This window comes from Dickeya sp. ws52 (genome assembly GCF_007210685.1).
Classification (GTDB): Bacteria; Pseudomonadota; Gammaproteobacteria; order Enterobacterales; family Enterobacteriaceae; genus Dickeya; species Dickeya chrysanthemi.
The window spans coordinates 158,583-185,524 of sequence record NZ_SZVX01000009.1; the positions used below are offsets into that span (position 1 = coordinate 158,583).

At 56.2% G+C, this 26,942-nt stretch carries 23 protein-coding genes and 4 tRNA genes; 3 read left to right on the top strand and 24 right to left on the bottom strand.

Annotated features, from left to right (window positions below):
• Positions 1–213 precede the first annotated feature (213 nt).
• The 24 genes from FDP13_RS10845 to trxA form a co-directional block, all read right to left on the bottom strand.
• Entirely contained in the window at positions 214–1,374 is a 1,161-nt protein-coding gene (locus FDP13_RS10845) for a M20 peptidase aminoacylase family protein (RefSeq protein ID WP_143839435.1), read from the bottom strand.
• A 79-nt stretch (positions 1,375–1,453) separates the two neighbouring features.
• Positions 1,454–2,215, bottom strand: a complete 762-nt coding sequence (locus tag FDP13_RS10850; RefSeq protein WP_012767957.1) for an amino acid ABC transporter ATP-binding protein — start codon at positions 2,213–2,215, stop codon at positions 1,454–1,456.
• Positions 2,216–2,224: 9 nt separating this feature from the next.
• On the bottom strand, positions 2,225–2,896 hold the full coding sequence (locus FDP13_RS10855) for an amino acid ABC transporter permease (protein ID WP_033576425.1): 672 nt from the start codon (positions 2,894–2,896) through the stop codon (positions 2,225–2,227).
• A 72-nt stretch (positions 2,897–2,968) separates the two neighbouring features.
• Entirely contained in the window at positions 2,969–3,748 is a 780-nt protein-coding gene (locus tag FDP13_RS10860) for an amino acid ABC transporter substrate-binding protein (protein ID WP_012767955.1), read from the bottom strand.
• A gap of 13 nt (positions 3,749–3,761) precedes the next feature.
• Complete coding sequence (locus FDP13_RS10865; RefSeq protein ID WP_143839436.1) at positions 3,762–4,286, bottom strand: GNAT family N-acetyltransferase; 525 nt, start codon at positions 4,284–4,286, stop codon at positions 3,762–3,764.
• Positions 4,287–4,297: 11 nt separating this feature from the next.
• Positions 4,298–5,662: an adenylosuccinate lyase gene (purB, locus tag FDP13_RS10870; protein WP_027710649.1), complete on the bottom strand. Its 1,365-nt coding sequence runs from the start codon at positions 5,660–5,662 to the stop codon at positions 4,298–4,300.
• 258 nt (positions 5,663–5,920) lie between these two features.
• Positions 5,921–6,259 (bottom strand): nuclear transport factor 2 family protein, encoded by a 339-nt coding sequence (locus FDP13_RS10875; protein WP_012767952.1) that lies wholly within the window; start codon positions 6,257–6,259, stop codon positions 5,921–5,923.
• Positions 6,260–6,441: 182 nt separating this feature from the next.
• A tRNA-Pro gene (locus FDP13_RS10880) sits at positions 6,442–6,518 on the bottom strand.
• Positions 6,519–6,545: 27 nt separating this feature from the next.
• Positions 6,546–6,631, bottom strand: a tRNA-Leu gene (locus FDP13_RS10885).
• 18 nt (positions 6,632–6,649) lie between these two features.
• Positions 6,650–6,725: transfer RNA gene (locus FDP13_RS10890), tRNA-His, on the bottom strand.
• An 82-nt stretch (positions 6,726–6,807) separates the two neighbouring features.
• Positions 6,808–6,884: transfer RNA gene (locus FDP13_RS10895), tRNA-Arg, on the bottom strand.
• Between the two features lie 147 nt (positions 6,885–7,031).
• Entirely contained in the window at positions 7,032–8,426 is a 1,395-nt protein-coding gene (locus tag FDP13_RS10900; RefSeq protein WP_033576409.1) for an amino acid permease, read from the bottom strand.
• Between the two features lie 287 nt (positions 8,427–8,713).
• Positions 8,714–9,448, bottom strand: coding sequence for a lipopolysaccharide N-acetylmannosaminouronosyltransferase (wecG, locus tag FDP13_RS10905; RefSeq protein ID WP_143839437.1), 735 nt, complete (start codon positions 9,446–9,448; stop codon positions 8,714–8,716).
• Positions 9,445–10,773: an ECA oligosaccharide polymerase gene (gene wzyE, locus FDP13_RS10910; protein WP_143839438.1), complete on the bottom strand. Its 1,329-nt coding sequence runs from the start codon at positions 10,771–10,773 to the stop codon at positions 9,445–9,447. Before wzyE ends, wecG begins: the two co-directional genes overlap by 4 nt.
• The gene (locus FDP13_RS10915; protein ID WP_143839439.1) at positions 10,766–11,851 is read right to left on the bottom strand and encodes a TDP-N-acetylfucosamine:lipid II N-acetylfucosaminyltransferase; all 1,086 of its coding nucleotides are present in this window, start codon (positions 11,849–11,851) and stop codon (positions 10,766–10,768) included. Before FDP13_RS10915 ends, wzyE begins: the two co-directional genes overlap by 8 nt.
• Entirely contained in the window at positions 11,848–13,098 is a 1,251-nt protein-coding gene (gene wzxE, locus FDP13_RS10920; protein ID WP_143839440.1) for a lipid III flippase WzxE, read from the bottom strand. The genes FDP13_RS10915 and wzxE overlap by 4 nt, the downstream gene beginning before the upstream one ends.
• Positions 13,098–14,228, bottom strand: coding sequence for a dTDP-4-amino-4,6-dideoxygalactose transaminase (gene rffA, locus FDP13_RS10925; RefSeq protein ID WP_143839441.1), 1,131 nt, complete (start codon positions 14,226–14,228; stop codon positions 13,098–13,100). Before rffA ends, wzxE begins: the two co-directional genes overlap by 1 nt.
• Positions 14,229–14,262: 34 nt before the next feature.
• Positions 14,263–14,979, bottom strand: a complete 717-nt coding sequence (rffC, locus tag FDP13_RS10930) for a dTDP-4-amino-4,6-dideoxy-D-galactose acyltransferase (protein WP_143839442.1) — start codon at positions 14,977–14,979, stop codon at positions 14,263–14,265.
• A gap of 47 nt (positions 14,980–15,026) precedes the next feature.
• Positions 15,027–16,289 carry a UDP-N-acetyl-D-mannosamine dehydrogenase gene (gene wecC / locus FDP13_RS10935; protein ID WP_143839443.1) on the bottom strand — a complete coding sequence of 421 codons (1,263 nt, stop codon included), beginning with the start codon at positions 16,287–16,289 and terminating at the stop codon, positions 15,027–15,029.
• On the bottom strand, positions 16,286–17,416 hold the full coding sequence (gene wecB, locus FDP13_RS10940) for a non-hydrolyzing UDP-N-acetylglucosamine 2-epimerase (protein ID WP_143839444.1): 1,131 nt from the start codon (positions 17,414–17,416) through the stop codon (positions 16,286–16,288). The genes wecC and wecB overlap by 4 nt, the downstream gene beginning before the upstream one ends.
• Before the next feature lie 80 nt (positions 17,417–17,496).
• Positions 17,497–18,522 (bottom strand): ECA polysaccharide chain length modulation protein, encoded by a 1,026-nt coding sequence (wzzE, locus tag FDP13_RS10945; protein ID WP_143839445.1) that lies wholly within the window; start codon positions 18,520–18,522, stop codon positions 17,497–17,499.
• A 21-nt stretch (positions 18,523–18,543) separates the two neighbouring features.
• Complete coding sequence (gene wecA, locus FDP13_RS10950) at positions 18,544–19,602, bottom strand: UDP-N-acetylglucosamine--undecaprenyl-phosphate N-acetylglucosaminephosphotransferase (RefSeq protein WP_199886324.1); 1,059 nt, start codon at positions 19,600–19,602, stop codon at positions 18,544–18,546.
• A 241-nt stretch (positions 19,603–19,843) separates the two neighbouring features.
• Positions 19,844–21,103: a transcription termination factor Rho gene (gene rho / locus FDP13_RS10955; RefSeq protein ID WP_012886501.1), complete on the bottom strand. Its 1,260-nt coding sequence runs from the start codon at positions 21,101–21,103 to the stop codon at positions 19,844–19,846.
• Between the two features lie 429 nt (positions 21,104–21,532).
• Positions 21,533–21,859 (bottom strand): thioredoxin TrxA, encoded by a 327-nt coding sequence (gene trxA / locus FDP13_RS10960; RefSeq protein ID WP_012767939.1) that lies wholly within the window; start codon positions 21,857–21,859, stop codon positions 21,533–21,535.
• Between the two features lie 119 nt (positions 21,860–21,978).
• Here trxA and rhlB point away from each other — a divergent pair, with 119 nt between their 5' ends.
• The 3 genes from rhlB to FDP13_RS10975 all read left to right on the top strand — a co-directional run bounded on the left by rhlB (position 21,979) and on the right by FDP13_RS10975 (position 26,914).
• Positions 21,979–23,265: an ATP-dependent RNA helicase RhlB gene (gene rhlB, locus FDP13_RS10965; RefSeq protein ID WP_012767938.1), complete on the top strand. Its 1,287-nt coding sequence runs from the start codon at positions 21,979–21,981 to the stop codon at positions 23,263–23,265.
• Between the two features lie 13 nt (positions 23,266–23,278).
• Positions 23,279–24,775: an exopolyphosphatase gene (ppx, locus tag FDP13_RS10970; RefSeq protein WP_033576428.1), complete on the top strand. Its 1,497-nt coding sequence runs from the start codon at positions 23,279–23,281 to the stop codon at positions 24,773–24,775.
• 324 nt (positions 24,776–25,099) lie between these two features.
• A complete protein-coding gene (locus FDP13_RS10975; RefSeq protein ID WP_143839447.1) occupies positions 25,100–26,914 on the top strand; it encodes a glycosyl hydrolase family 28 protein in 1,815 nt (604 codons plus the stop codon).
• Positions 26,915–26,942: the final 28 nt, after the last annotated feature.

Here is a 26,942-nt window from a genome sequence, read left to right on the forward strand (position 1 = left end):
CAGACGCCCTCTTGTTTACACTGTCGCTAATCAGAGACATCTCTGGTGATACTATTTATATCTTTTAAAATTCAATTGGTTATATGTCTCTTATCAGCGACAACAAACCCCTATACTGTCGTCAAAAAACTACAACCCATGTTTACCCGAGCCAGAGACAACACGGCCACGGATAACCGTGGCCGTCGTCGTCAATCATGGTATGGCTGGCAATCAGGCCGTCTGCGACAGTTGATCCAGGCTTTGCTTCGCCAGTTGATACAGATAATGCGCGGTCGGGAACAGTGCCTTGTCATCCACCCGGAATTTCGGGTGATGCAGCGCGTACGGGCCGCCGGAACCCACCATCATAAAGGTGCCCGGCAGCTTTTGCTGGTAGAACGCAAAGTCTTCGCCGATCGGGCTGGCGTCAACGCGGCGCGCCTCAAACCCTTCGGCATCCGCCACCTGCAACGCAAAATCCACCCAGCGCGGCGTGTTCACTACCGACGGCGGCCCTGCGTGCCAGATAAATTCGATTTCTGCGCCGAAAGTGCTGGCGATACCGTCGACAATCTGGCGGAAACGCTGTTCGATCAGATCGCGTACCTCCTGACTGAACGTACGCACAGTACCTTCCACATAGGCGGTGTCCGGAATCACATTCCAGGTGCTGCCGCTGTGGACCTGAGTTATCGACACCACCGCGTTGTTGTCTGACGGCACAGTGCGGCTGATGATAGTCTGCACCGCGGAAATCAGCTGCCCCAGAATAATGATCGGATCGTTGCCTTCATGCGGTTTAGCAGCGTGACATCCTTTGGCGGCAATCTTGATTTCGAAACGGTCCACCCCGGCGGTCAGTGCGCCGTCTTTACCGCCAATCACACCGACAGGTAACGTTGGGTCGTTATGAATGCCGAAAATGGCGCTGGCACCGTCAAGTGCGCCGACGGCAATCACTTCCGGCGCGCCCAATCCGGTTTCTTCCGCCGCCTGAAACAGAATGCGCACAGTACCTTTCAGTTCCGGCTCGATGCGTTTAAGCAAAATCGCCGCGCCCAGCGCCGCCGATGAGTGAAAATCGTGCCCACAGGCGTGCATCACGCCGGTATTCTTCGAACTAAATTCGACGCCGGACTCTTCTTCAATCGGCAGAGCGTCAATATCGGAACGTACCACCACCAACGGGCCATCCTGCAAGCCGCCGACTTCCGCTACCAGACCGGTTTTTAGCGGTAGATCAAGAATGCGGATGCCTTCTTTTTCCAGTACGGCACGAATTTTTTTCGTGGTTTCAAACTCTTGATTGGACAATTCCGGATGCTGATGCAAGTCGTGCCGGAACGCCTGAATAAACTGCGCCAACGGCACATGCTGAGCATACTCTTTCATGTAGGGTCACTCCTCTTCTTCTGCCCCGTCATCATAGGGCTGGCCCGACGAGCCGGGCTGCAGGTGAATACGTTATTAATCAGATATCGAACTCTGACGGTTCCTGAATCGTGGTGAGCTGCCGCAGGAAGCGACGGGTCTGTGGGTTATCGGAGAAACTGATCACTTTCTCCGCCGGTCCCTGCTCCACGATGTGTCCGTCAGCCATGAAGATCACCCGGTCCGCCACTTCTTTGGCGAACTGCATTTCATGGGTTACGATCACCATGGTGGTGTTCTGTCCCGCCAGTTTTTGGATAACCTGCAGCACTTCATGTACACGTTCCGGATCGAGCGCCGATGTCGGTTCGTCAAACAGGATGGCTTTCGGATCCACTGCCAGCGCACGAGCAATGCTGACACGCTGCTGCTGACCGCCAGACAATGTCACCGGGTATTGATGCGCCTGCGGCAACAACCCCACCAGTTCCAGCAATGATAACCCTATCTCGTCCGCCTGCTTTTTCGACATCTTCTTTACCACAATCAGGGCTTCGGTGATGTTTTCCAGCGCGGTCTTGTTTTTGAACAGGTTGTAGTTCTGGAATACCATCGCCGTCTGGCGCCGAAGCGCATACTCTTCCTTGCTGCTATAGCGGCGGGTATCCAGCGACTGCTCACCGATGGCGATAACGCCGGACTCCGGTTTTTCCAGCAGATTCAGGCACCGCAACAGGGTGGATTTGCCCGAGCCGGAAGGCCCGATAATCGCCACCACTTCGCCCTGCGCGATATCCAGACTGATGTCGTTCAGCACGACCTGGTCGCCAAAACGTTTAGTCAGGTTTTTTACACTAATCATGTCGGCTCCTTAACGCTGCCGTGAGTGGCTGAGTTTCTTCTCCAGCTGAGATTGCAGCCAGGAATAGACCACGATGAGCAGCCAGTAAATCAGCCCCACCACCAGGAAGGTTTCGAAGAAGCGCAGCGATTCGGCCGCAATCATCTTGCCTTCGGCAAACAACTCCGACACACCAAGCGCAAAGGCCACCGAGGTATCTTTAATCAGTGAAATGAAGGTGTTGCCGGTCGCCGGCAGCGCATTGAGCATCGCCTGCGGCAGCACAATACGGCGGTAAATCTGTACTTTGTTCATTCCCACCGACAGGCCCGCTTCGGTTTGACCGAAATCTACCGATGCCAGTGCCGCCCGGAAAATTTCCGCCATATAAGCGGAGTTCTTCAGGCTGAACCCGATAATCGCCGCCGTCATGGCAGACAAACCATTCAGTGACGGGAACAGCTGCGGCAGACCGAAATAGATAATGAACAACTGAACCAACGACGGGATGCCACGAAACAGCGAAATATAGATTTCCACCAGTTTCGACACCACCACAAACCGACTCTCACGAATCAGCGCCAGCACCAGTCCCAGCACGATGGCAACCAGCATCGACACCACCGCCAGCAGCAGTGTGGTGGGTAAGTACATCAGTACCTGGGGAAAAACCTTCAGCAGGTAGGAAAGATCGATATTCATGAACCATACCATTACAGCTGACGCCAGCTCTCAGTCAGGCTGGCGTCGCAGGGGTTGAGTGAGCTGGAGGGATTATTTGCCCGCCGTAATATCCTCACCGAAGTATTTGACAGACAAGGCTTTCAGACGGCCGTCGTTGCGCATTTTGGTCAGTTCGTCATCGAACTTCTTGCGCAATTCGTCACCTTTCTGATCTTTATGGAATGGGAAACCGACCTGCTCTACCACCAGCGGTTCACCCACCATCTTGAAAGGCAGGTTGCGTTTGTTAATTTCCGCCAGCAGGATCGGGCGGGAATTGATGTAACCTTCAACACGCTTGGCCAGCGCATCGCTCATCGCGCCATCGCGGGTTTCATAGGTGCGGATAGTGACGCTGCCGTCGGCAAAGGCTTTTTTCAGGTTGTTGACGTGGTTGGAGCCCAGCACACCCGCTACGGTTTTGCCTTTCAGGTCATCCAGTGTATTGATGCCGGTATTGTCTTTATGCGTGACAATCTGACTGCCGTAGTAGCTGTACGGTGTGGAGAAGCCGTATTTCTCCTGACGCGCCGGGGTAATCGCCACCACGTTGGCGATAGTGTTCAGCTTATTCGCTTCCAGTTGCCCCATCAGGCCGCTGAAATCCGCCGTCACCCACTCGACTTTATAGTTCAGATCCTTGGCGATGGTCTCCGCCACTTCCACGTCAAACCCGACCAGCTTGCTGTCCTGTTTGAAGGAACTCGGATAACTCTGCCCGGTGGCGCCGATACGCAGCACCTTTTCGTTGCTGTTCTGAGAATCGCAACCAGCAACCAGAATGGCGGCCGACAAGGCTAAAACAGGGAGGATAATTTTTTTCATAGTCATCGAATAACGCCTCTTAGGGGTGCTTCTTTTCCCAGTGGTGATACAGGTCCTGATCCAGGACTTTCCGCATATAAATCGTGAGGTGTCCTTTCCCTAAATCCGCCTGGCCGACTTCCTGAAAGCCATATTTCCGGTACATCTCCAACAACCAGGGGTGCTGTTTGGCGGTACCCAGCGTCACGGCCGGCGCTTTCAACTGATCTTTCAGCACCGCCTGTTCCAGCCAGTCCAGCATCTGTTTGCCCAGCCCTTGCTGTTTGAAATCCGGATGCGTGGCGAACCAGCCGATGTGTGGCAACCCGTAAGGACCAGGATTCGGCCCCCACGGATAACGAAGAGTGACAGACGCAGCCAGACGCCCGTCTTTCTCCATCACGTACACCCCATTGCTGCGCAGATGGCGGCGCACCATGTCGATGTCCGCATAGGCGGCGTCGAACTTGATGCCGAGCTCGCGCACCGGCGCATAGGCGGCCAGCGCCAGCGCCAGAAACGCGTCATCATCGGCAAGCGTCGCCTGACGAAATACGGTAGTCATGGTGTCTCCCGTCACTCGGCCAGCAAGCCGGTGTTATCCGCGTACCGGATCACCTCGTCCACTTTTTGCGGCGCACTGCCAACGTAATTCGCCGGGTCCAGCCAGGCATCCAGCGTATCCGCCGTCAGATGCTGCGACAGCACCGGATGCTCCAGCAGCAGCGCTTTGAACTCGCGGTTTTGTTCGAATGCCGCCATGGAGCACTCGTATACCAGATGATGGGCGGTCTGCTTACCAAGCAGTTTGCCGATTTCAAACATCACCTTTTCCGACAACAGCAGGCCGTTTTGCAAATCCAGATTGGCGCGCATCTGCTTTTCATTCACCGACATGCCACGCAGAATGCCAAGCGCGTTCTGCAATTGCGCCGACAGATAGATGTTGATTTCCGGCAGCGCGATCCACTCCGCACGCCAGCTCATGGCATCACGTTCGTGTTCGACTTTCATCGATTCGTGGATCAGGGCGGCGCTCTTGAACAGCGGCGCCGTCAGGCTGGCCAGCCCTTCCAGCGCCGCCGGATTGCGTTTGTGCGGCATCGTCGTAGAACCAATTTTCCCTTCGGAGAACGGTTCTTCGATTTCGTTGATTTCGGTACGCATCAGGTTGTACAGCTCGTTGCCGATTTTACCGAGCGTACCGCTTACCAGCACCGCCACCGACGCGTACTCCGAGAAGCGGTCGCGGGCAGACTGCCAGCCAATGTTCGGGGTATTCAAGCCCAGACGGGTCAGGGTGTGGCGTTCGATTTCCGGCCCTAATTCGCCAAAAGAGGCGTAGGTGCCGATAGCGCCGTTGATATTGCCTACCAGCACCCGATCGCGAATTTCATTCAGGCGTTGCAGGTGACGCACGAACTCGTCCAACCATACCGCCAACTTGAAACCGAAGGTGGTCGGCAACGCCTGCATCCCGTGGGTACGGCCGGTCATCAACGTATGCTGGTGTTTCTTCGCCAGCCGTTTCAGTTCAATAGCGACCAGCCGGGTGTCACGTACCACAATGTCGAATGCCTGACGCAGTTGCAGCACGGTGGCGGTATCCACCACATCCTGCGTGGTCACGCCATAATGGATATACTCGCCGGCTTCGCCGCACTGCTTCTGAATCGCGGCAATCGTCGGCATCAAAGAGTGCTTCATGCGCACCGCATCCTGGGCGATCTCTTCAATATTCAGGGCACTGGCGTTGGCATGAGAAGCAATGGTGTTGGCCGCGTCCTGCGGAATGACACCCAGTTCGCCTTCTGCCAACGCTAACGCGATTTCCACGTCAACCTGGCGGGTCAGACGATTTTGCTCTGACCATACGGCGCGCATTTCTGGTGTGCCAAAATTATTTCCAATAAGAAGAAAATCAATCAGATGTGATGCCATAACTCACTCGTTTACATTGTAATAATGGGGGAAAGAGAGGCGGGTCAAGACGACGCTGTTGTTTGTTTGCGACTATATCACTGGCGATATTCCCGCCTATATACCCGATCGATCTAACATATGCTTTATTGTTTTATGATTTCGCTCACAATTATTTATTTTGCAACCACGCCGACGGTCAGGGTCATGGCGGAAGCCACAGCATCTGCATAATTACGCAATGATGGCGCCTCCGCGAACATGACGATGAAGCGGCGGCTAAGCGGCAAAGTAGAACCATGCCGTCGTAATCAACCCGTCTTTCACTTCAAACACGGCGATACTTTCGACAGGCTCAGGGCTGAGGCCATAAATCTTTTCATGATCAAAAACCTGGTTGCCCAGTACCGTACGGGACACCAGTTCGGCACGCAGTGCCGGGTTATTGAAACGGTGCTCGCGATAAAACGCCGTCAACGCGGCTTTCCCCACTATGGACGGGCCTTCCGACGGCATACGATAAGCCCGGAAGTTCTCATGAAAACAGGCGGAAAAAGCCGCCAAATCATGGGCGTTATAAGCAGCAAACTGTTTTTCTACCGGCGCGATAATCGACATCTCAATCTCCATTTAAATGCAATTTAAGTGAATAAAAACTCACTTAAAGAGATACGACAATCAGCCGTGAAAAACAAGTCGTGTGGACGACACAATCAACCATTACCGCCAATCAGGAAGGAAAATAACGCAGATGAAAAAAAACGGCAGCCCGTATGGACTGCCGTTTCTTAAGAATGGGATGGTCGGCGAGAGAGGATTCGAACCTCCGACCCACTGGTCCCAAACCAGTTGCGCTACCAAGCTGCGCTACTCGCCGATCATGATGTAATGCTAATCGTTTGTGTGGTGCGAAGAGAGGGACTTGAACCCTCACGTCCGAAGGACACTAACACCTGAAGCTAGCGCGTCTACCAATTCCGCCACCTTCGCGCGTCACAAACTTTAAATTGGGGTGGCTAATGGGACTCGAACCCACGACAACTGGAATCACAATCCAGGGCTCTACCAACTGAGCTATAGCCACCATATACCACTGCTTTACTACGTATTCCGGTACTCGATTTACGGGGTAATAAGTACCTCCGCAGCTCCCGCGCCCAACTTAATGGCGCGCCCGACAGGATTCGAACCTGAGACCTCTGCCTCCGGAGGGCAGCGCTCTATCCAGCTGAGCTACGGGCGCGTAGCGCCGTTGCGGGTGGGGATAGTACGGATTTAACGGGGGCCTGTCCAGTGCTTTTTTCACAGAAATGATGCGTTTGCTTATGCTTTGCTCATTTACGGTCAAAAGCCGCTTCAATCCACCGTCACCACCCGCCGCCAGCTACGATTACTCCGCTTCGGCCTGCATTTGCATCTGTTTCTTACCTAACCCCAGCGCCACATAAATCAGGCTGACCGCCGCCAGGAAAATACCGCCGACCACCAGCGACATGCGCGTGTCTTCGTTGATATACATCCCGACCAGCACACAGAGGAGAAACGCCATCGTCAGGTAATTCACCCACGGGAACAGGATGGACTTGAACGGATGGCCGGCAATCGCCGACTGGTGTTGCTGGCGAAAACGCAACTGGCTGATCAGCACCACAAACCAGGGAATCATGCCCGGCAGTACACTGGCGCTGTAGACGTACACGAACACTTTTTCCGGGTTAGGAATAACGTAGTTCAGTGCAGAACCCGCCACCAGACACAGAATCGACACCATTACGCCGATGGCCGGCACACCGCCTGCCGTTACACGGCCCAACGCCGCCGGCAATTGGCGGTTGTTAGCCAGCGAATAGAGCATACGCCCACAGCTGTACATGCCGCTGTTGCAACCGGACAGCGCTGCGGTCAGCACCACGAAGTTGATGATGCCGGCGGCGGCAGTAATGCCGATTTTGGCAAAGGTCAGCACAAACGGACTGCCGGACGTGCCGATTTCATTCCACGGGAAAATGGTCACAATCACGAAAATGGCGCCGACATAGAAAATCAGAATACGCCACAGGATATTGTTGATCGCCCGTTTCAGCGTCACCTGCGGATTGCGTGCTTCACCGGCGGTAATACCGACCAGCTCGACCCCCTGATAAGACGCCACCACCAGACAGAGCGCAAACAACAACCCTTTCCAGCCGCCCGCCAGAAAGCCGCCATGTTCGGTCAGGTTGGCGAACCCGGTCGCCTGGCCGTGATTGCCGATGCCAAAGAAAATAATGCCCACGCCCACCACGATCATCACCACAATAGTGGTTATCTTGATCATCGAGAACCAGAACTCAATCTCACCGTACAACCGAACGGCAGCCAGATTCGCGGCAGCCACCAGCGCCACCGCGCCGATCGCCGGTATCCACTGCGGTAGCGTCGGGAACCAGTACTGTACATACACGCCGATAGCGGTAATTTCCGAAATCCCCACCGCCATCCACATGAACCAGTACCCCCAAGCCGTGAGATAGCCGAAGAACGGGCTCAGGTAATTGTGGGCGTAAACCGCGAACGAACCGGTTACCGGCTCCAGAAACAGCATTTCGCCCATCGAACGCATAATAAAGAACACAAAAACGCCCGCCACGATATAGGCCAGCAGCACGGACGGCCCGGCCCATTTCAGGGCGCTTGCCGCTCCCATGAACAACCCCACACCAATGGTGCCGCCCAGCGCGATAAGCTCGATATGTCGCGCTTCCAGCCCACGGTGGAGCTTGTCCTGTTTTTCTGTATTTGCCATATAACCTCTGTCTTCAATGGTTCCTTTTTACGCCGGTATCAAAAGCGTTATTGTTTTATACCCGTCATGCTTTAAAGGGGATACCGACTCTTTCCCGGCAAGGCATGACAGCTCTCCGACCGGAAAAACGGCCGAGAAGATACCGCAATGCAAACCGGATTCCTACCTTTCCCGTACCTGAATATGATGAAATAAACAGCGCGGACAGACCTTGATCACAACGATAAAGCCGGGAAAAAAGTGGGGCGGTATGAAAAAAACCAGGCCGATATCGTGATAAGCCGCGTCTAAAGTCTGCCGCCGACATGCCAGGCCAGATAGCGTAGTAGTTTGAGTTGGCGGCGAAAACGGCTGGGTTGCGTCAACAAGCGATACAGCCATTCCACCCCATAACGCTGCCACATCAGCGGGGCGCGCTTAACCTGGCCGGTAAACACATCATAGGTGCCGCCCACCCCCATATAGAGCGCATCAGGGTATAGCTGGCGGCAATCACGTATCAGCAACTCCTGCCGGGGCGAACCCAGCGCCACCGTCACCAGTTGAGCGCCGCTGTCACGTACGCGCGCCAGAACGGACTGACGCTGTTCCGGCGCAAAATAACCGTCTTGCACCCCCACAATGTTGACCTGCCACTGCTCGCGCAACTTGCGTTCGGTTTCCGCCAACACCGCGGGTTTGCCGCCCAGCAAAAACACCGGCGTTCCCATCTGTCCGGCGCGCTGCATCAAGGCTTCCCACAAGTCAGCGCCGGCGATACGTTCCACCTGCGCGCCCGGATATTTGCGGCGAATAGAGCACACGACGCTGATACCGTCGGCATAGTTACAGTGCCCTTCCTGTCGCATCAGTTCACGCAATGTCGCATCGTGCTCGGCAGCCAACACCTTTTCAGCATTGATGGCAATCAGCGTTCCCGCCGGCGGCGAGCCGCCCGCAAACAACGTCGACACACACTGTTCCCGGTCCCGAAACCCCTGTACCGGGATGCCGCGAATGGCGTACTGCGGCACATCTTTCATTCCACTTCTCCTTGACTCACCACCACACCGGCACGCAACAGCAGCCAGTACAACAACTTGGCCGCCAGCAGGCAGGCAGCGAAGATCAGACAGAAAAACACCACCCGCGAGACAAACGCATCGACGCCTTCTCGCACCAGCACGATCAGATTAAACACCGCGCCAAAGCAGAACGCCTGCAATACGGCGGACAGATAACGGTTTTCCGCCTGCCGCCCATAACGGTAAAGGCTATCAAACCCTCTGATGAGCAACCCGACCGCGACGGCGCCCGGCGGGATAAGCAGCGGTCCGCCCATGATCAACAACGAGCCGAGCAGCGTCGGCGATATCGCCAGCCCGGCATGGTAATTCAGCACTTCCCAGGTGAAATAGTTGGCGCTATTCAGCACCAGCGCCGGCCGCTCCGGCCACAGCCAGGTGGGAATAAAGACATAAAAATCCCGTACGATGGGCGCCAACCCCTGTAGTGTGATCTGGTCAAGATGTTGCCACAACGTGGCCAGATTTTCCCACGGCGAAAAGGTATCCCGCGTTAAATACAAGAACGTATAAAACGCTTGCTCACCGCGCACATCCAGCCCGTATCGTTTGAGCGCCAGCCAGAACATCGCCACAATACCGGCACAGCCTGCCGTCGCCAGCATCCACAGCGCAATCCAGCCGCGTTGCAGGCCGATAAACAGAAACAGAGCGAAGGCGATGATGATATTGGCGCGAGTGCCCCCCACCAGCAGGTAGGTCAACCCGCCAAACGCGACCGTCGCCAACAGGAAAATCAGCCAGGCACGTCGAGTCTGGTGCAGGAAATACCACATCAACATGGCGGGAATAAAGAAATAGAAGAAGCGCTTCAGGGCGACGCCGGCGATATCGCGAGAAAAGATCTGGCTGTAGGAGCTGAGCTTGAACAGCAACAGCCCGTTGTTGGCAAAAAACACCGCTGCGGTCGTTAGCGCCACCAGCGCCAGCAACCCACCGGTGAGAAGCGCTTCCAGCCGCGTCATGGTCAGCGGCAACGGACGCGATGCCGGCGGCACCGGCCGTAGCCGGGTGTGATAGCTGACGTAATAGATGACATAAAATGCCGTGGCGGACAGCAGCGCCGATAACAAATTCAGCGGTGAGGCCGTCTCCACGCCGAAACGAAAGGTCAGTAAGGCGGTCAACGGAAACCCGAAGTAGAACGTCAGCAGATACAGCAACGAAAACAGCACGTTGAAGTTGAAACGCCAGCGACGGAACTCGCGTCCGCACAGCCACAGCACCACGCCGCCGCCGCACAGCCAGACCAGCCACAACCCGAAAAACGTCCACTCAGTCATCGCCGTCTCCCGCTGCTAACGCCAATGCTTGTCGCCACCCTGATTCATAGCCGGGGCTAAAGAACGCAATCTGCCGGGTATCTACCCGCTTCAGTTGTTCACGTGCGTCACGCACCATGATTTCGTTCAGCTTCTCCTCGCCCAGCAACACCGGCAAGCGCTGTTCCGCCAAATCCTGCCGAAACGGGTTATGACGGCTGATAACGAACGGCACACCCAGTTGGATCAACAAACACAGGGTGCCGATCCCCTGCTGGCGGTGAAACAGGAAGTAGCCCAGATCGCAAGTGCGCAACAACGCCAGATAGTCGTCGAACACCAGTGATTCACGCAGGACACGGCAGCGCTCAGCGCCGAACAACGCCAGCCCATGCTGCGATACTTGCTCAACGTAGGCATGATTACCGGCCGGGTAACCCATCGGCACGATCACCCGCACCTGCCTGCCAAACTGACGATGGATGGCGTCAAGCGCCGCCAGATGACGGTTGCTGCGATCGCCGGAGTTGCCGACCAGAATAGTCAGCGGCGCGTCCGGCGCTTTTTCATCTGGACTCGCCGCGTGCTGGCCCATGCGGGTGGGAAAATAGAGCAGCGATGTCGCCGCGGCCGGATAACGCCGCCGGAAATAATCGATATCGCCGCGCGTGGCGAATACCCGAGCGACCCGCCCTTGCGCCAGTCGCCGCAGGCGGTAAAACCAGCGGTAACGCCAGCCGCGGGCTTCTTCATACAGGTCTGCGCCCCAGATATGCCAGTAGGCCTGCGTCGGGCGGATACCGCCACACAGCAACGCCAGCCACAACCAGGGGTTAAACTGGCCGTGAAAAAAGAAACGCACTGACCGATCTTCCCGTGCCTGCGCCACCACGGCACGCGCCAATGCTTTCTGGCTGGAAAATCGAGTGACATGCAACATGGGGTGGTCAGACTCGGAGAACGCCGCCGACGACACCACCATAAATCGCCGAGTCTGATGCAACGGCAACGACGGCGCCAGCGTATCATTAAAGAAACGCAACACCGTGTGATTATGGTGGGGTATGTCCGCCCCCAGGACATGAATAAGTGTAGTCATGCTCGCCTGCAATACAGCATGAAAACGCCGCAACACAATAAAAAATAGACCGCATAGGTTGCCAGATACGCCTGCGAGGCGCCCAGCGCGCCATGCAATGGAATCAGCCAGCGGGCAAACCCGGTCAACAGCAGAAACTGACTGAGCTCAGCCAACACATAGAACCGCAGCGAGGCTTTGGCGATCACCAGATAACCAAAAACGTAAGCACCCACTTTCAATACATCACCCGCCAGTTGCCATGCGAATAGCCCTCGCATGGACGAAAATGCACCGGAAAACAGGATATGAATCGCCACATCGCGGGCCAGCCAAATCGCCGCGGCCACCAGCGCCGCCACCGGCAGCACCCACCGCAATGCGCTGAAAATCTCATGCCGGACGGCGTTTTTATCCTGCAGGCGCGCCAGCGCAGGCAGCAGATAAACGGTAAACGAGGCGGTAATAAATTGCAGCCAGGCATCGGAAATCGTCGTCATCCCCTGCCATAACCCGACCTCCTGCCAGGAGTAATGCGCCGCCAGCAGGTTTCGCATCATTACGTAACCAACGGGCAGCGTCACGGCAGTCGTTAACGTCATCAGGCTGAACCGGGTTAACTGGCCGGCCAACGGCCATGACCAGGACGGTGTGAGTGCTCGCAAACTTAATGGCGTTCGCCGTAATAACAGTACCAACGCAGGCACGCACACCAGCGCTGGCATCAGCGCCAGGCCCACCAGCGCACCGGTATACGCCCCGAGCCAGAAAATCATGCCATACGCCACGGCACCCAGCAGGCTGCCAGCTATCACGGCCAGCGCATTGCCTTGCGCATCCTGATATCCCTTTAGGATTGCCAACAACAGGCTGGCCAGTGCGATGCCCAATTGCAACCAGGCCAGCGCTCGAATGACTGACTGGTAACCGTCATCGCCAAACAGCAGGCGCGACAGCGGCGCAGACAGCCCCCACAACACCAGCGTCAGCAACAGCGAGAAACCCATCGACAACGACACTGCCGTTCCCAGCAGCGGATTGGGGCGGTCTGGGTCCGGTGGTGTGGCGGCCACCGCCCGGGTCACGCCATTGACGATCCCCGCGCCGGCCATCACCCCCAACACGGTGATCAACTGGCGATAGTTACCGGCCAGCCCCACGCCTTCCGGACCGAACGCCACCGCCAGCAGTTTGATGACCACCAGCCCCGCGCTGATTTTGACCAGTGTGGAGGCCGCCGTCCACAGCGATGCTCGTGCCAGCGACATCAGGAAAAGAAACTCAGCGCGGCATGAATGACGGTGCGCTGATCAGCATCAGACAAGTTGTAGAACAGCGGCAAACGCACCAGCCGTTCGCTTTCCCGCGTGGTATGGCGGTCTTCGCCGACAAAGCGGCCAAACCGCCGCCCCGCCGGGCTGGCGTGCAACGGAATGTAGTGAAACACCGTGAGTATGTCCGCGGCTTTCATATGGCTGATAAACGCCGAGCGCTCCGCTTCATTACCCAAACGCAGGAAAAACAGATGACCGTTGTGACGGCAATCCGCCGGGATCACCGGCAATGTTACGCGACCCGACGCCGCCAGCGGCGCGAAGGCGTGCGCATAATGTCGCCATAACGCCAGACGCCGGTCATGGATACGCTGCGCCGCCTCCAACTGCCCCCACAGATACGCCGCCTGAATATCCGCCATCAGATAGCTGGAGCCGATATCACGCCAGGTGTACTTATCCGCCTGGCCACGAAAGAACTGGCTACGGTTGGTGCCTTTCTCACGGATAATCTCGGCCCGCGCCGCCAGCTCGGGGTCATTAATCAGCGTCGCGCCGCCTTCTCCGCCTGCGGTGTAATTCTTGGTTTCATGGAAACTAAAGCAACCGATATGGCCGATAGCGCCCAACGGCCGGTCCTGATAGTGCGACATCATCCCCTGCGCGGCGTCTTCCACCACAAATAGCCCGTGTTGCTGCGCCAACGCCATAATGGCGTTCATGTCGCAGCCCACCCCGGCGTAATGCACCACGACGATGGCACGCGTCTTGTTCGTAATCGCCGCTTCAATGCGGTTTTCATCCAGATTGAGGGTATCCGGTCGGATATCGACGAACACAATGGCGGCGCCTCGCAGCACAAAGGCGTTGGCGGTGGAGACAAAGGTATAGCTCGGCATGATCACTTCGTCGCCGGGCTGGATATTCAGCAACAACGCCGCCATTTCCAACGACGCGGTACAGGAAGGCGTCAACAGCACTTTGCAACTGCCCGAGTAATGCTCCAGCCACTGCTGACAACGGTGGGTAAACATGCCGTCGCCGCTAAGTTTGCCGCTGCGCATCGCCGCCTGCATATACTCCAGTTCCGATCCCACTACCGGGGGGGCGTTAAAAGGAATCATCTCGTCACCCGCGGGGCCGTCATCAGCAGAACCTTTATCGATAAAACCAGTAAGCGGTGCTCTCCACCCGCGCACCGCTGCGCAGATAGAGCCGTAATGCCGCCAGATTGCTGGTTTGGGTCGCCACCGTCAACCGGCGAATGCCGCGCTGCTGGCACCAGACCCGCGCCACCTGCATCAACCGCTGACCGAGCCCCTGCCCGGTCATCCCCGGCCAGGCGGATAACACGCCGATACGCGCCGCATTCGGTGATGTCTGGCGTAGCGTCACAAAACCTTGCAACGGGCCGCCTTGCCCCCCCAGCACCAGACAGGCGTCATCAAAGGTGCCATAGACCGCCTTCTCCACCCAACGGGCGTAAAACCGGCCGCAATCATCCGGTCGATACCACGGCGATCGGAACCGGCTCAGCACAAAACTTTTCGCCGCCGCCGTCCGCAGCGCCGGGATATCGGCCACTTCAGCTTCACGCACGCCGACGGCAAACACGGCACGGGCGGCGGGTACCACCGGCATACTGAAATCCACTTCGCCTTCCGCTAACCGGAATCCCAGCGTTGACAACGCATCGGCCGTTGCCAAATCGCCTGCCGCCAGTTTGGCCTGGCATAACTCATAGCGATCCAGATCCGCGGAGGTTAACGGCGGTGCGGCGTCTGCGAAGCTCAGTCTTCCGCTAATACGCTGGAAAAACTCACTTTCCCAAACCAGCGGTTCAATTTCGGCACAAATCTCAGCACGAACAGGCATAGGTCACTCCGGTTAACGCAGAATCAACAGAGGTCACCGACGCCGCTTCACCGCCAGACGCCTTTGGTGTCCACCACCCAATGTTGCGCTACCTGTTCAGGGGCTATCGCCCTGAACTGCCGGTGATCCACCAGCAACACCAGCATATCCGCCTCACTCAGCGCGCGATCGCTATTCACCAACTCCGCTTTTCCCTGTAAACCCGGCGGCAACTGCCGGATATAAGGCTCAACCACCCAGGTGGCTCCGACATGCCATCCGGCAATCTGTTCCGCGATTGCCAGCGCCGGGCTCTCGCGCAGGTCTTCCACATCGGGCTTGAATGTCAGCCCCAGACAGGCAATGCGCAGCTCACGCGCGGATTTCCCTTCCTGCGCCAGCGCGTCCGCCACCCTGATTTTCACCTGATCCACCACCCAGCCCGGTTTGGCGTCATTCACCTCGCGGGCGGTACGAATAAGGCGTGCCTGCTGCGGGTGCTGCGCCACGATAAACCAAGGGTCAACCGCGATGCAGTGACCGCCCACACCCGGCCCCGGCTGCAAAATATTGACGCGCGGGTGGCGGTTAGCCAGTTGGATCAACGCCCACACATCGATCTGCTGTTCGGCGCAAATCAGCGATAATTCATTGGCAAATGCAATATTCACATCCCGAAAGCTGTTTTCCGTCAGCTTGCACATTTCTGCCGTTCGCGCATCCGTCATCACACATTCCCCGTCAAGGAAAAGGCGATACAACTCGCTGGCCCGCGCCGCGCAACGCGGCGTCATCCCGCCTATCACCCGATCCTGACTCAGCAGCTCCGCCATGATGCGGCCGGGCAATACCCGTTCCGGGCAATAAGCGATGCGGATATCCGATGCTTCGCCCGTCTGCTGGGGAAAGCTCAGGTCCGGGCGCGCCTGCGCCAGCCGGGCGGCCATCCGCTCGGTGGTGCCGACCGGCGAGGTGGATTCCAGAATCACCACATCACCCGGCTTCAACACCGACGCCAGCGACAACGCGGCGGCGTCAATAAACGAGACGTCCGGCTGATGGTCCGCTTTTAACGGGGTCGGCACTGCGATGAGAAAGGCCTGTGCCGATACCGGATGACTGCCGGCCTGTAAGTATCCTTGCTCCACCGCCTGCTGCACCGCCTGCGCTAACCCCGGCTCTGCGATATGAGTATGGCCCCGGTTGAGAGTCTCCACCACGTGCGGGTTCACATCCACGCCAAAAACAGCCTGTTGCCGTGTAGCCAACACCGCCGCAGTCGGCAGGCCGATATATCCCAGCCCCAGCACACAGATACGATTAAAACTCATGCCGTCACCCGGTGTTGTTTCAAAACGGAAAGAATTCGCTGGCTGGCCGCTCCATCGCCATAAGGGTTGTGGGCATAGCTCATCGCCTGATACAGGGCGGCATCCGCCAACAGCCGGGACACCTCACGCACAATCGTGGCGGTATCGGTGCCCACCAGTCGCACCGTGCCGGCCGCCAGCGCCTCCGGCCTCTCGGTGGTCTCGCGCATCACCAGCACCGGTTTTCCAAGTGAAGGCGCTTCCTCCTGAATCCCTCCGGAGTCCGTCAGAATCAGCCAGGCGCGATGCATAAGGTAGACGAAGGGCAAATAGTCCTGCGGCGTTATCAGAAATACGTTATCAATGCCGTGGAGAATACGCTGAACCGGCTCCCTGACATTGGGATTACGGTGTACCGGATACACAATCTGAATATCCGGATGATGACGGGCCAGCGCCGCCAACGCGTGACAAATTCGCTCCATCCCTTCGCCGAAACTTTCCCGCCGATGACTGGTGACCAGAATCATTTTTCGCGCCGGGTCCAGAAAGCGATACCTTTCCTGCAACTGAGCGTGCAATGCCTTGTCATCGGTGATCCGATCCCGAACCCAGAACAAGGCGTCAATGACCGTATTGCCCGTAACCCAGATACGGGAAGACGGCACCTGCTCTCGCCGCAAATTGCGTCGCGCAGTAGTCGTTGGTGCAAAGTGATAGGCAGCCAGGCGGCCCGTCAGTAGCCGATTAGCCTCTTCCGGCCACGGAGACGTCAGCGTGCCGGTACGCAATCCGGCCTCGACATGGGCAACCGGAATATGGTGGTAAAACGCCGCCAGGCTGGCCATCAGCGTGGTCGTGGTATCACCGTGCACCAGCACCAAGTCAGGCTGGAACGCGGTTAATACCGGCCCCAAACCCGAGAGAATACGAGAGGAAATGTCCACCAGCCCCTGATCCGGCTGCATAATATTCAGGTCGTAATCCGGCGTAATTTCAAACAGACACAGGACCTGATCAAGCATGTCACGATGTTGCGCCGTCACACAGACCCGGGATTCAAAGAAAGTATCCTGCGACATCGCCCGTATTATCGGCGCCATTTTTATCGCTTCAGGGCGAGTGCCGAAGACCGTCAAGACTTTCACTGATGACTCTCTTTATTCCGGTTTGCCGCCACGGCAAAAAAGGGATGACCGGCCCACATCGCCATCAACACCCTGTTCACTTAACGGGAACGCCGCGCCAGCGCCAATCCGGCGCCGACCAGCAGGCCAATACTGCCCCACATCAGCAGCAGAAAACCACGGCGCGGACTCTCGCGCTGAACCGGCTCTTCCGGCGTATGCAGATAGCGGTAGGTCTGATACCGGTCAGCCAGCGCCGGGCCGCTTTCCAGCATCGCCAACACCGCCTGACGCGGCGCGTAATCGGCATCGAATACCGGCCCGTTCGCCTTCAGCATATCCAGACGCGCCTGTAACTCGCTCACGCCCTGCAAAAACAGCGCCGAATCTGGCGGTGCCTCATCCTTCGGCTGCGAAATGCCTTGCTGACGGGCAATGGCGAGTGCCTGCATCACGCGGCGCAGTTCCTGATCATAGGCCGCACGCGCGACCGCTTCTTCCCGCTGCAACCAGGCATGCTCAAACCGAATGCGTGCCGCCCAACGCCCAGCCAGATTTTGATTTAAATGATTAACGGCACGCTGGTTGGCAAACTGCACATATTGTCGCAACAGGTTGCTGGCGTCTTGCGGGTTATCGGCCGCCAGCCTGAGGGTATCGTTGGTTTTTTTGGCGTCATCGTGCGGCACAAACTGAATATCGTTGATAAGCGTATCCAGCAGAACGGCATCCGCTTTGCCATCCCCGTGCTGACGCTCGCGGTAATAAGGCGACTGCAACCAGAACTCACGACGGGTATCGTAAGCGCCAGCCTGCATCGCGAATTCGGTATAGGCATCCGCTACGATGGCATTACCATCCGACACGGCGGTAGCCGACGTATCCAGCGAACGCAGCCACTGTTGTTGCTCGAAAAACGTCGACAACATGGCAGTTGCCGGTTTATCGGTAACCGCGGTAGCGCGCCACACCGGCAACACCAGCCAGGAATACACCAGCACCGACAGAATAAACAACGCCGCCGCGCCGACAATCCAGCGCTTGCCCTGCCAGAGCACGCGGCAGAGCCGACGAATGTCCAGTTCATTATCCAACGACACCGCCTGAGGGGATATTTCCCGTTTCATTACGTTTCCCGCTTTGATTCATCAACAATAGCGATGACTTCGCCAGCGCCGGACAACACGCGCTACCCGCCACGCCCGCTTAATACAGTAGCCATAACCGCCGAACACCAACAGAAACAGCACGAACATCACGGACTCAGGCACAGCCAACATCTCGCCGGCGATGCCCACGCCAGCCAGCAACGCCGCAACCAGCGTAATCAACAAACAAGCCTGACCGGGCGTCAACCCCGCCCGCATAAGCAAATGGTGGATATGCTGGCGATCCGGCGAGAACAGACTCGTGCCTTTACGCAACCGGCGATAGACAATCGCTACCATATCCATCAACGGAATAGCGATAACCCACAACGCGGTAACCGGCCGGATGACGCTGACCGGCCCCTGAGAACCCTGCAACAGCAACCAGATAGCGGTAAAACCAATCATGGTACTGCCCGCGTCCCCCATAAACACTTTATAACGCCGCCCCAGACACTCAAGATTCAACAAAATGTACGGCAAGGTGGCGGCAAGCATGGCGAAACTCCATAACGCCAGCACACGATGACCGTGGTGATAAAACAACAAACCGAGCCCCGCGAACAACACACCAGACACCCCGCCCAGCAAGCCATCGATGCCATCCACCATGTTAAAGGCATTGATAGCCGCCCACACCACCAGCAGCGTCATAAAATAACGAACCGGCCCCAGCCCAATATCCCAGGCCGGCCCCAAAATAGACCCCAGGTGCTGTAACATAAGGCCAGCCAGCGCCATCATCAATATGGCCACGACGGCCTGTACGGCAAGCCGTACGCCAATGCTGAGATCAAAGCGATCATCAAGCACACCCACCATCACCAGCAGACCTGAACACATCAGGTAAATCAGAAAATGGGGAATCGGTTCGGGAATAAGCAACGGCAACAGGCAAACGCCGATGTAAACAGAGATTCCACCAACCAACGGCACGGCGCCATGGTGGCGTTTACGGTGGTTTGGTCTGTCAACCAGACCGGTTTTTCTCGCCACGTTGCGCGCCAGCAGCAGAGAGAAGAAAGAGCACAGGAATACGGCGACTAATTGAGCATTCATCATGATTTATTCACGCTTATCAGTGCCTGATGATACTACCGGGAATTATGTCAGCCGCCGCTAATTTACCAAATTTTTCAGAAAGTTCCTGCGCGTTCGCGTAACAAAACATGATGAGGCGCGAGCGCAAAGACACTGCATGTCCGCCAACGCAGAAAAAACCGCCCGGACAGAAATAAAAAACGCCACGGCATCGTGGCGTTTGTGGCGTTTTCTTTTACGGCATCGATGGCATCACCGATTACGAACGTTTCATCATATCGAAGAATTCGTCGTTGGTTTTGGTCATCGCCAGTTTGTTGATCAGGAACTCCATCGCATCGATTTCACCCATCGGATGGATAATCTTGCGCAGAATCCACATTTTCTGCAGCTCTTCGGACGTGGTCAACAGCTCTTCTTTACGGGTACCGGAGCGGTTGTAGTCGATGGCCGGGAACACGCGTTTTTCAGCAATCTTACGAGACAGGTGCAATTCCATGTTACCGGTGCCCTTGAACTCTTCGTAAATCACTTCGTCCATCTTCGAACCGGTATCGATCAGCGCGGTAGCGATGATCGTCAGGCTGCCGCCTTCCTCAACGTTACGGGCCGCACCGAAGAAACGCTTCGGACGATGCAGGGCGTTCGCGTCTACACCACCGGTCAGCACTTTGCCGGATGCCGGCACCACGGTGTTGTAAGCACGGGCCAGACGGGTGATCGAGTCCAACAGAATAATCACGTCTTTTTTGTGCTCAACCAGGCGCTTGGCTTTCTCGATCACCATTTCGGCAACCTGAACATGGCGAGAGGCGGGTTCGTCGAAGGTTGACGCAACCACTTCCCCTTTCACCAAGCGCTGCATTTCCGTCACTTCTTCAGGACGTTCATCAATCAGCAGCACCATCAGCACGCAATCAGGATGGTTGTAAGCGATGCTCTGAGCGATGTTTTGCAGCAGCATGGTTTTACCGGCTTTCGGCGGCGCGACGATCAAGCCACGCTGCCCACGACCGATCGGCGAGGCCAGATCCAGTACGCGAGCGGTCAGGTCTTCGGTAGAACCGTTACCGCGCTCCATACGCAGACGCGAATTGGCGTGCAGCGGCGTCAGGTTTTCAAACAGGATTTTGCTGCGGGCATTTTCCGGTTTGTCATAGTTAACTTCGTTAACCTTCAACAGCGCGAAATAGCGTTCACCTTCTTTCGGAGGACGAATCTTACCGGAAATGGTGTCGCCAGTGCGGAGGTTGAAGCGTCGGATTTGGCTGGGGGAAACGTAGATATCATCAGGGCCGGCGAGGTAGGAGCTGTCTGCGGAGCGGAGGAAACCAAAACCATCCTGCAATATTTCCAGTACGCCATCGCCAAAGATGTCTTCACCACTTTTCGCGTGCTGCTTGAGGATAGCGAAAATAATATCCTGTTTACGCATGCGAGCCAGATTCTCCAGCCCCATATTTTCGCCAAGAGTAATTAACTCAGACACTGGCGTATTTTTTAATTCGGTAAGATTCATAATGGTGGGTTCTTAAACTCGGGGTAAATCTCGAACTATTAACGTGAATGGTATGGCAGGAACATCCATGCCGCTTAACAGCCTTCAATCGTCGGCATTGTGTTGCGTCGGCATATTGTTGCTCAGGCTCAATGGCACTGATGCTACGCACACACATGACAAAAGGTCGAAGACACCGTAAAACTAAATTAATGTAAAACTATCAGATCGCCAGAAAGGGCACTAACGCATTGAAAATTAATGATTTCCGAATCTGATATGGGATAAAACTTTAGATTCTAACTTCAGGCTCAAGCCTAAGGGCTCAAACTATAAGGTAAGTACGATATGCAGTATTGACGAATCTAGCACGCTTCCCGGTGGGCGTCCAGCGGTCAGAATGAGAAAATCTCATCCTCCCCTGCCGCCCAGGAAAGCGTAGGTGATGGATTACAGATTAGCGTTCAGAAACTCTTTCAATTGGCCCTTGGACAACGCGCCGACTTTTGTTGCGGCGACTTCGCCGTTCTTGAACAGCAACAGCGTCGGGATACCACGGATACCGTATTTCGGCGCGGTAGCCGGGTTGTCATCGATGTTGAGCTTGGCGATTTTCAGTTTGCCCTCGAACTCATCGGCGATCTCATCCAGAATCGGAGCAATCATTTTACAGGGACCACACCAGTCAGCCCAGAAATCAACCAGTGTTACATGTTCAGACCGCAATACGTCCGTCTCGAAGCTGTCGTCTGTCAGATGAATAATTTTATCGCTCATGTTTTACTCCGCAGGATTGTCTCTACCCAGTTGGTGTAGCATTAACCAACTATGAGGTTGACTTTATTTCACTGGATACGCTTTCGTAAAGCAATAGTTAACTGATATTCTACCACGCTATGAGCAAAACACACTTAACCGAACAGAAGTTTTCCGACTTCGCACTGCATCCGCAGGTTATTGAAGCTCTTGAAAAAAAAGGCTTTCATAACTGCACGCCCATTCAGGCGCTGGCGTTGCCGCTGACCCTGTCAGGCCGTGACGTAGCGGGCCAGGCGCAAACAGGAACAGGCAAGACGCTGGCGTTTCTGGCGTCTACATTTCATTATTTGTTAACTCACCCCGCCTCCAGCGAACGCCAGACCAATCAACCCCGCGCCCTGATTATGGCGCCGACACGTGAACTGGCAGTACAGATCCATACCGATGCCGAAGCGCTGGCAAAGGCGACCGGCCTGCGGTTGGGGCTGGCTTACGGCGGCGACGGCTACGATAAACAGCTGAAAGTGCTGGAAGACGGCGTCGATATTCTGATTGGCACCACCGGCCGTTTAATCGATTACACCAAGCAGAACCACGTTAATATGGGTGCGATTCAGGTGGTGGTGCTGGATGAGGCCGATCGCATGTACGATCTTGGCTTTATCAAGGACATCCGCTGGTTGTTCCGCCGAATGCCGCCGGCCAATCAACGCCTGAACATGTTGTTTTCCGCCACCTTATCCTACCGCGTGCGGGAACTGGCGTTTGAGCAGATGAACAACGCCGAATACGTCGAAGTGGAACCGGAGCAGAAAACCGGTCACCGCATCAAGGAAGAGCTGTTCTACCCTTCCAATGAAGAGAAGATGCGCCTGCTGCAAACGTTGATCGAGGAAGAGTGGCCGGATCGCTGCATCATTTTCGCCAACACCAAGCACCGTTGCGAAGATATCTGGGGCCATCTGGCCGCCGATGGTCACCGCGTCGGCCTGCTGACCGGCGACGTGGCGCAGAAAAAACGGCTGCGCATTCTGGAAGATTTCACCCAGGGCAACCTGGACATTCTGGTGGCCACCGATGTGGCGGCGCGCGGTCTGCATATTCCGTCCGTGACCCACGTATTCAACTATGATCTGCCCGACGATTGCGAAGACTATGTGCACCGTATCGGCCGTACCGGTCGTGCCGGCGCCAGCGGTTGTTCCATCAGCCTGGCGTGTGAAGAGTACGCACTGAATTTGCCGGCCATTGAAGACTACACCGGCCATCGTATTCCGGTAAGCAAATACCGCAGTGAAGCCCTGCTGACCGACCTGCCGGAGCCGAAGCGCTTGAGCCGTCCGCGCACCAGCGGTGGTCCTCGCCGTCCCGGCGCGCCTCGTCGCAGCGGTGCGCCCCGTAACAATCGAAAACGACCGGGTTGAGTTGCCGATGCCGATGCCGAGCTCTTCTTCTCTCTACGCCGCGATTGATTTAGGGTCCAACAGTTTTCATATGCTGGTGGTGCGCGAGGTGGCAGGCAGCGTACAGACGTTGGCTCGCATCAAGCGCAAAGTCCGGCTTGCCGCCGGGTTGGATGCCAATAATCGTCTCTCACCCGAGGCAATGCAGCGCGGCTGGCAATGCCTGGCGCTGTTTTCCGAACGGTTGCAGGATATTCCGGCGCAACAGGTGCGGGTAGTGGCGACGGCTACGTTGCGGCTGGCCACCAACGCCGATGAATTCCTTGAACGAGCACGGCACATTCTGGGCCTGCCGATTCAGGTTATCAGCGGCGAAGAAGAAGCACGGCTAATCTATCAGGGCGTTGCCCATACCACCGGCGGGCCGGAGCAGCGGCTGGTGGTGGATATCGGCGGCGGCAGCACCGAACTGGCGACCGGCACCGGCGCCCACCATACTCAACTATTCAGCCTGCCGATGGGGTGCGTCACCTGGCTGGAACGCTACTTTACCGATCGCGATCTGACCCCGGCGCATTTTGATCGGGCCGAACAAGCCGCCCGCGAAATGCTGCAACCGGTGAAAGATATCCTGCGCCGACAGGGCTGGCAGATTTGCGTCGGCGCATCCGGTACGGTACAGGCGTTGCAGGAAATCATGGTGGCGCAGGGGATGGACGAATACATCACCCTCGGTAAACTGCGCCAGTTGAAACAACGCGCAATTCAGTGCAGCAAACTGGAAGAGCTGGAAATTGAAGGGCTGACGCTGGAGCGAGCGTTGGTATTTCCCAGCGGTTTGTCTATCTTGCTGGCAATCTTTCAGGAGTTGGACATCGATTCGATGACACTGGCAGGCGGCGCGCTGCGGGAAGGCCTGGTCTACGGTATGCTGCACCTGCCGATTGAGCAGGATATTCGCCACCGTACATTGCAAAACCTGCAACGCCGCTACTTGCTGGATAGCGAACAGGCGCAACGAGTCAGGCTGCTGGCGGACAATTTTCTGCAACAGGTGGCGCGTGATTGGCAATTGGATGGACGATGTCGGGAATTACTGAGCAGCGCCGGTCTGATTCATGAAATCGGCCTGAGCGTCGATTTTCGTCAGGCGCCGTTTCATGCCGCCTATCTGGTTCGCAACAGCGATCTACCCGGTTTTACACCCGCCCAGAAAAAACTCCTGGCGACGCTCCTGCAAAACCAAAGCAATACCATCGATCCTATTCCGCTAACTCAACAAAACGCTCTGCCGGTTAATCTGGCGCAGCGGTTATGCCGCCTGCTGCGACTGGCGATTATCTTTGCCAGTCGCCGACGCGACGACACGCTGCCAGCCGTTCGGCTACGGGTGGAAGGCGAAAGCCTGCGCGTTATCCTACCTGCAGGTTGGCTTGATCAACATCCGCTCAGGGCCGAAACTCTCTCGCAAGAAAGTCTGTGGCAAAGCTATGTGCACTGGCCGCTCCTCATCGAAGAACACACCGTCTGACAGCAAAAGTAAGAGGTAACAAACGATTGCCTCTTGATACTACCGGCAAACCGCTTTCGGCCAGTCGGTGTTTTCAGGCAACATCACGCCGTGGAGCGCTTCGGCAGCTCACACGGCTACGACCCCACCGCAGTACGTCCCCAACCGGCATTGTCGGCCGCCTCAGGGGGTAACAATTGGTTACCCCTTTCTGTTCTTTCCGCCGATTAATCTGCATCCACGTTCAAATACAGCATCTATTTTTATAAAACGCTATTTTGAAGCGAGAACTATTTCGTCCGGAACAACACGGTTAATCGATTCAAAACGAATTAAGGAGCAAGAATGGAAATCATCATACGGCCACGTCGTTTTGTTCTGGCATCAATGGCGGCGCTATGTCTGATTGGCACGCCCATGCTGGCAGCGGCGTTTCCTGTGCCGCAAAAGCTCCAGATTCCTACGCTGTCCTATGACGATCATAGCGTGGTGTTGGTCTGGGATGCGCCGGAAAACACAGAGGTTATTGCCGATTACCAGATTTATCAGAACGACCAGCTTATCGGCCTTGCCAGCAAGAATAACGACATAAATTCCCCGGCCAAGCCCTATATCAACGCGTTCTATAAAAACGATACCGGTAATTTTCACCGCCGGGTAATCATGCAGAACGCGAAAGTGAGCGGGCTGAAAGCCAGCACCGAATACGCGTTCACCGTGCGCGCGGTCTATGCTGACGGCAGCATCTCCGCTAACAGCAATACCGTCACCGTGACCACCACCGCCGCGCCGCCGGTGATCAACATCACCCAGTACGGCGCCAAAGGCGACGGCACCACGCTCAATACCGCCGCGATTCAAAAGGCCATTGACGCCTGTCAGATTGGCTGTCGAGTCGACATTCCGCCTGGCGTCTTCAAAACCGGTGCACTATGGCTGAAAAGCGACATGACGCTGAATCTGTTACAAGGTGCGACGTTGCTTGGATCCGACAAACCGTCGGATTATCCCGACACTTACAGCAATAGTGCTTATTCATCCCTATCGCGCCCAGCGTCGCTTATCAACGCGATTGACAAAAACCACTCCAGCGGCGGCAAGCTCAAGAATATCCGCATCACCGGCAAAGGTATCATTGACGGCAACGGCTGGAAGCATAGCGCTAATGTTAACGATGAACTCGGTAACGGCCTGCCGCAGTATGTGAAGAGTGATAGCGACAGAGTCAGTCTGGACGGGATTTTGGCGAAAAATCAGGTGGAGGCCGCCGTCGCCAGCGGCATAAACATTAAAACCGCCTACAATCAGCGTCGCTCCAGCCTGATCAGCCTGGGCAACGTACAGAACGTCTACATCGCCGACGTTACCATCCGCAATCCCGCCAACCACGGCGTCATGATCCTGGAAAACAGCAATGTGGTGGAAAACGGCGTCACCCATCAGACGTTCAACGCCAACAATGGCGATGGAGTGGAATTCGGCAACAGCCAGAACATCATGGTGTTCAACAGCGTGTTTGATACCGGAGACGACTGCATCAATTTTGCCTCCGGTATGGGTCAGCAGGCCCAGAATCAGGCGCCGGTTAAGAATGTCTGGCTGTTCAACAACTACTTCCGTCACGGTCACGGTGCGGTAGTGTTAGGTAGCCATACCGGGGCAGGCATTATCGGCATACAGGCGGAAAACAGCGTGATGAGTCAAACCGATATCGGCTTGCGCGCCAAGAGCGCACCCGATATCGGCGGCGGCGCGCACGACATCATCTTTCGCAACAACGCGATGAAGAACCTGGCGAGACAAGCCGTGATGGTAACCCTGAATTACGTAGACAACACCGGCACAATCAATTATACGCCAGCCCGCATTCCCGCTCATTTCTATAATTTTACCGTCAAAAATGTCACGGTGCAGGACAGCATCGGCAAGAATCCATCGATTGAAATCGTGGGCGACAGCAGCAAGAACATCTGGCACAGCCAGTTGAATTTCAGCGACATGAAACTCAGCGGCGTGATGCCGACGTCAATCAGCGACCTGAGCGACAGCCAGTTCAACAATCTGGTATTCAGCAACCTGCGTAGCGGCACCTCACCGTGGAATTTCGGCACAGTGAGAAATGTCACGGTGAATGGACAAACCGTGCCTGCCGCCTTCTGAGGCAACAGTACGACCTGATTACTTACGC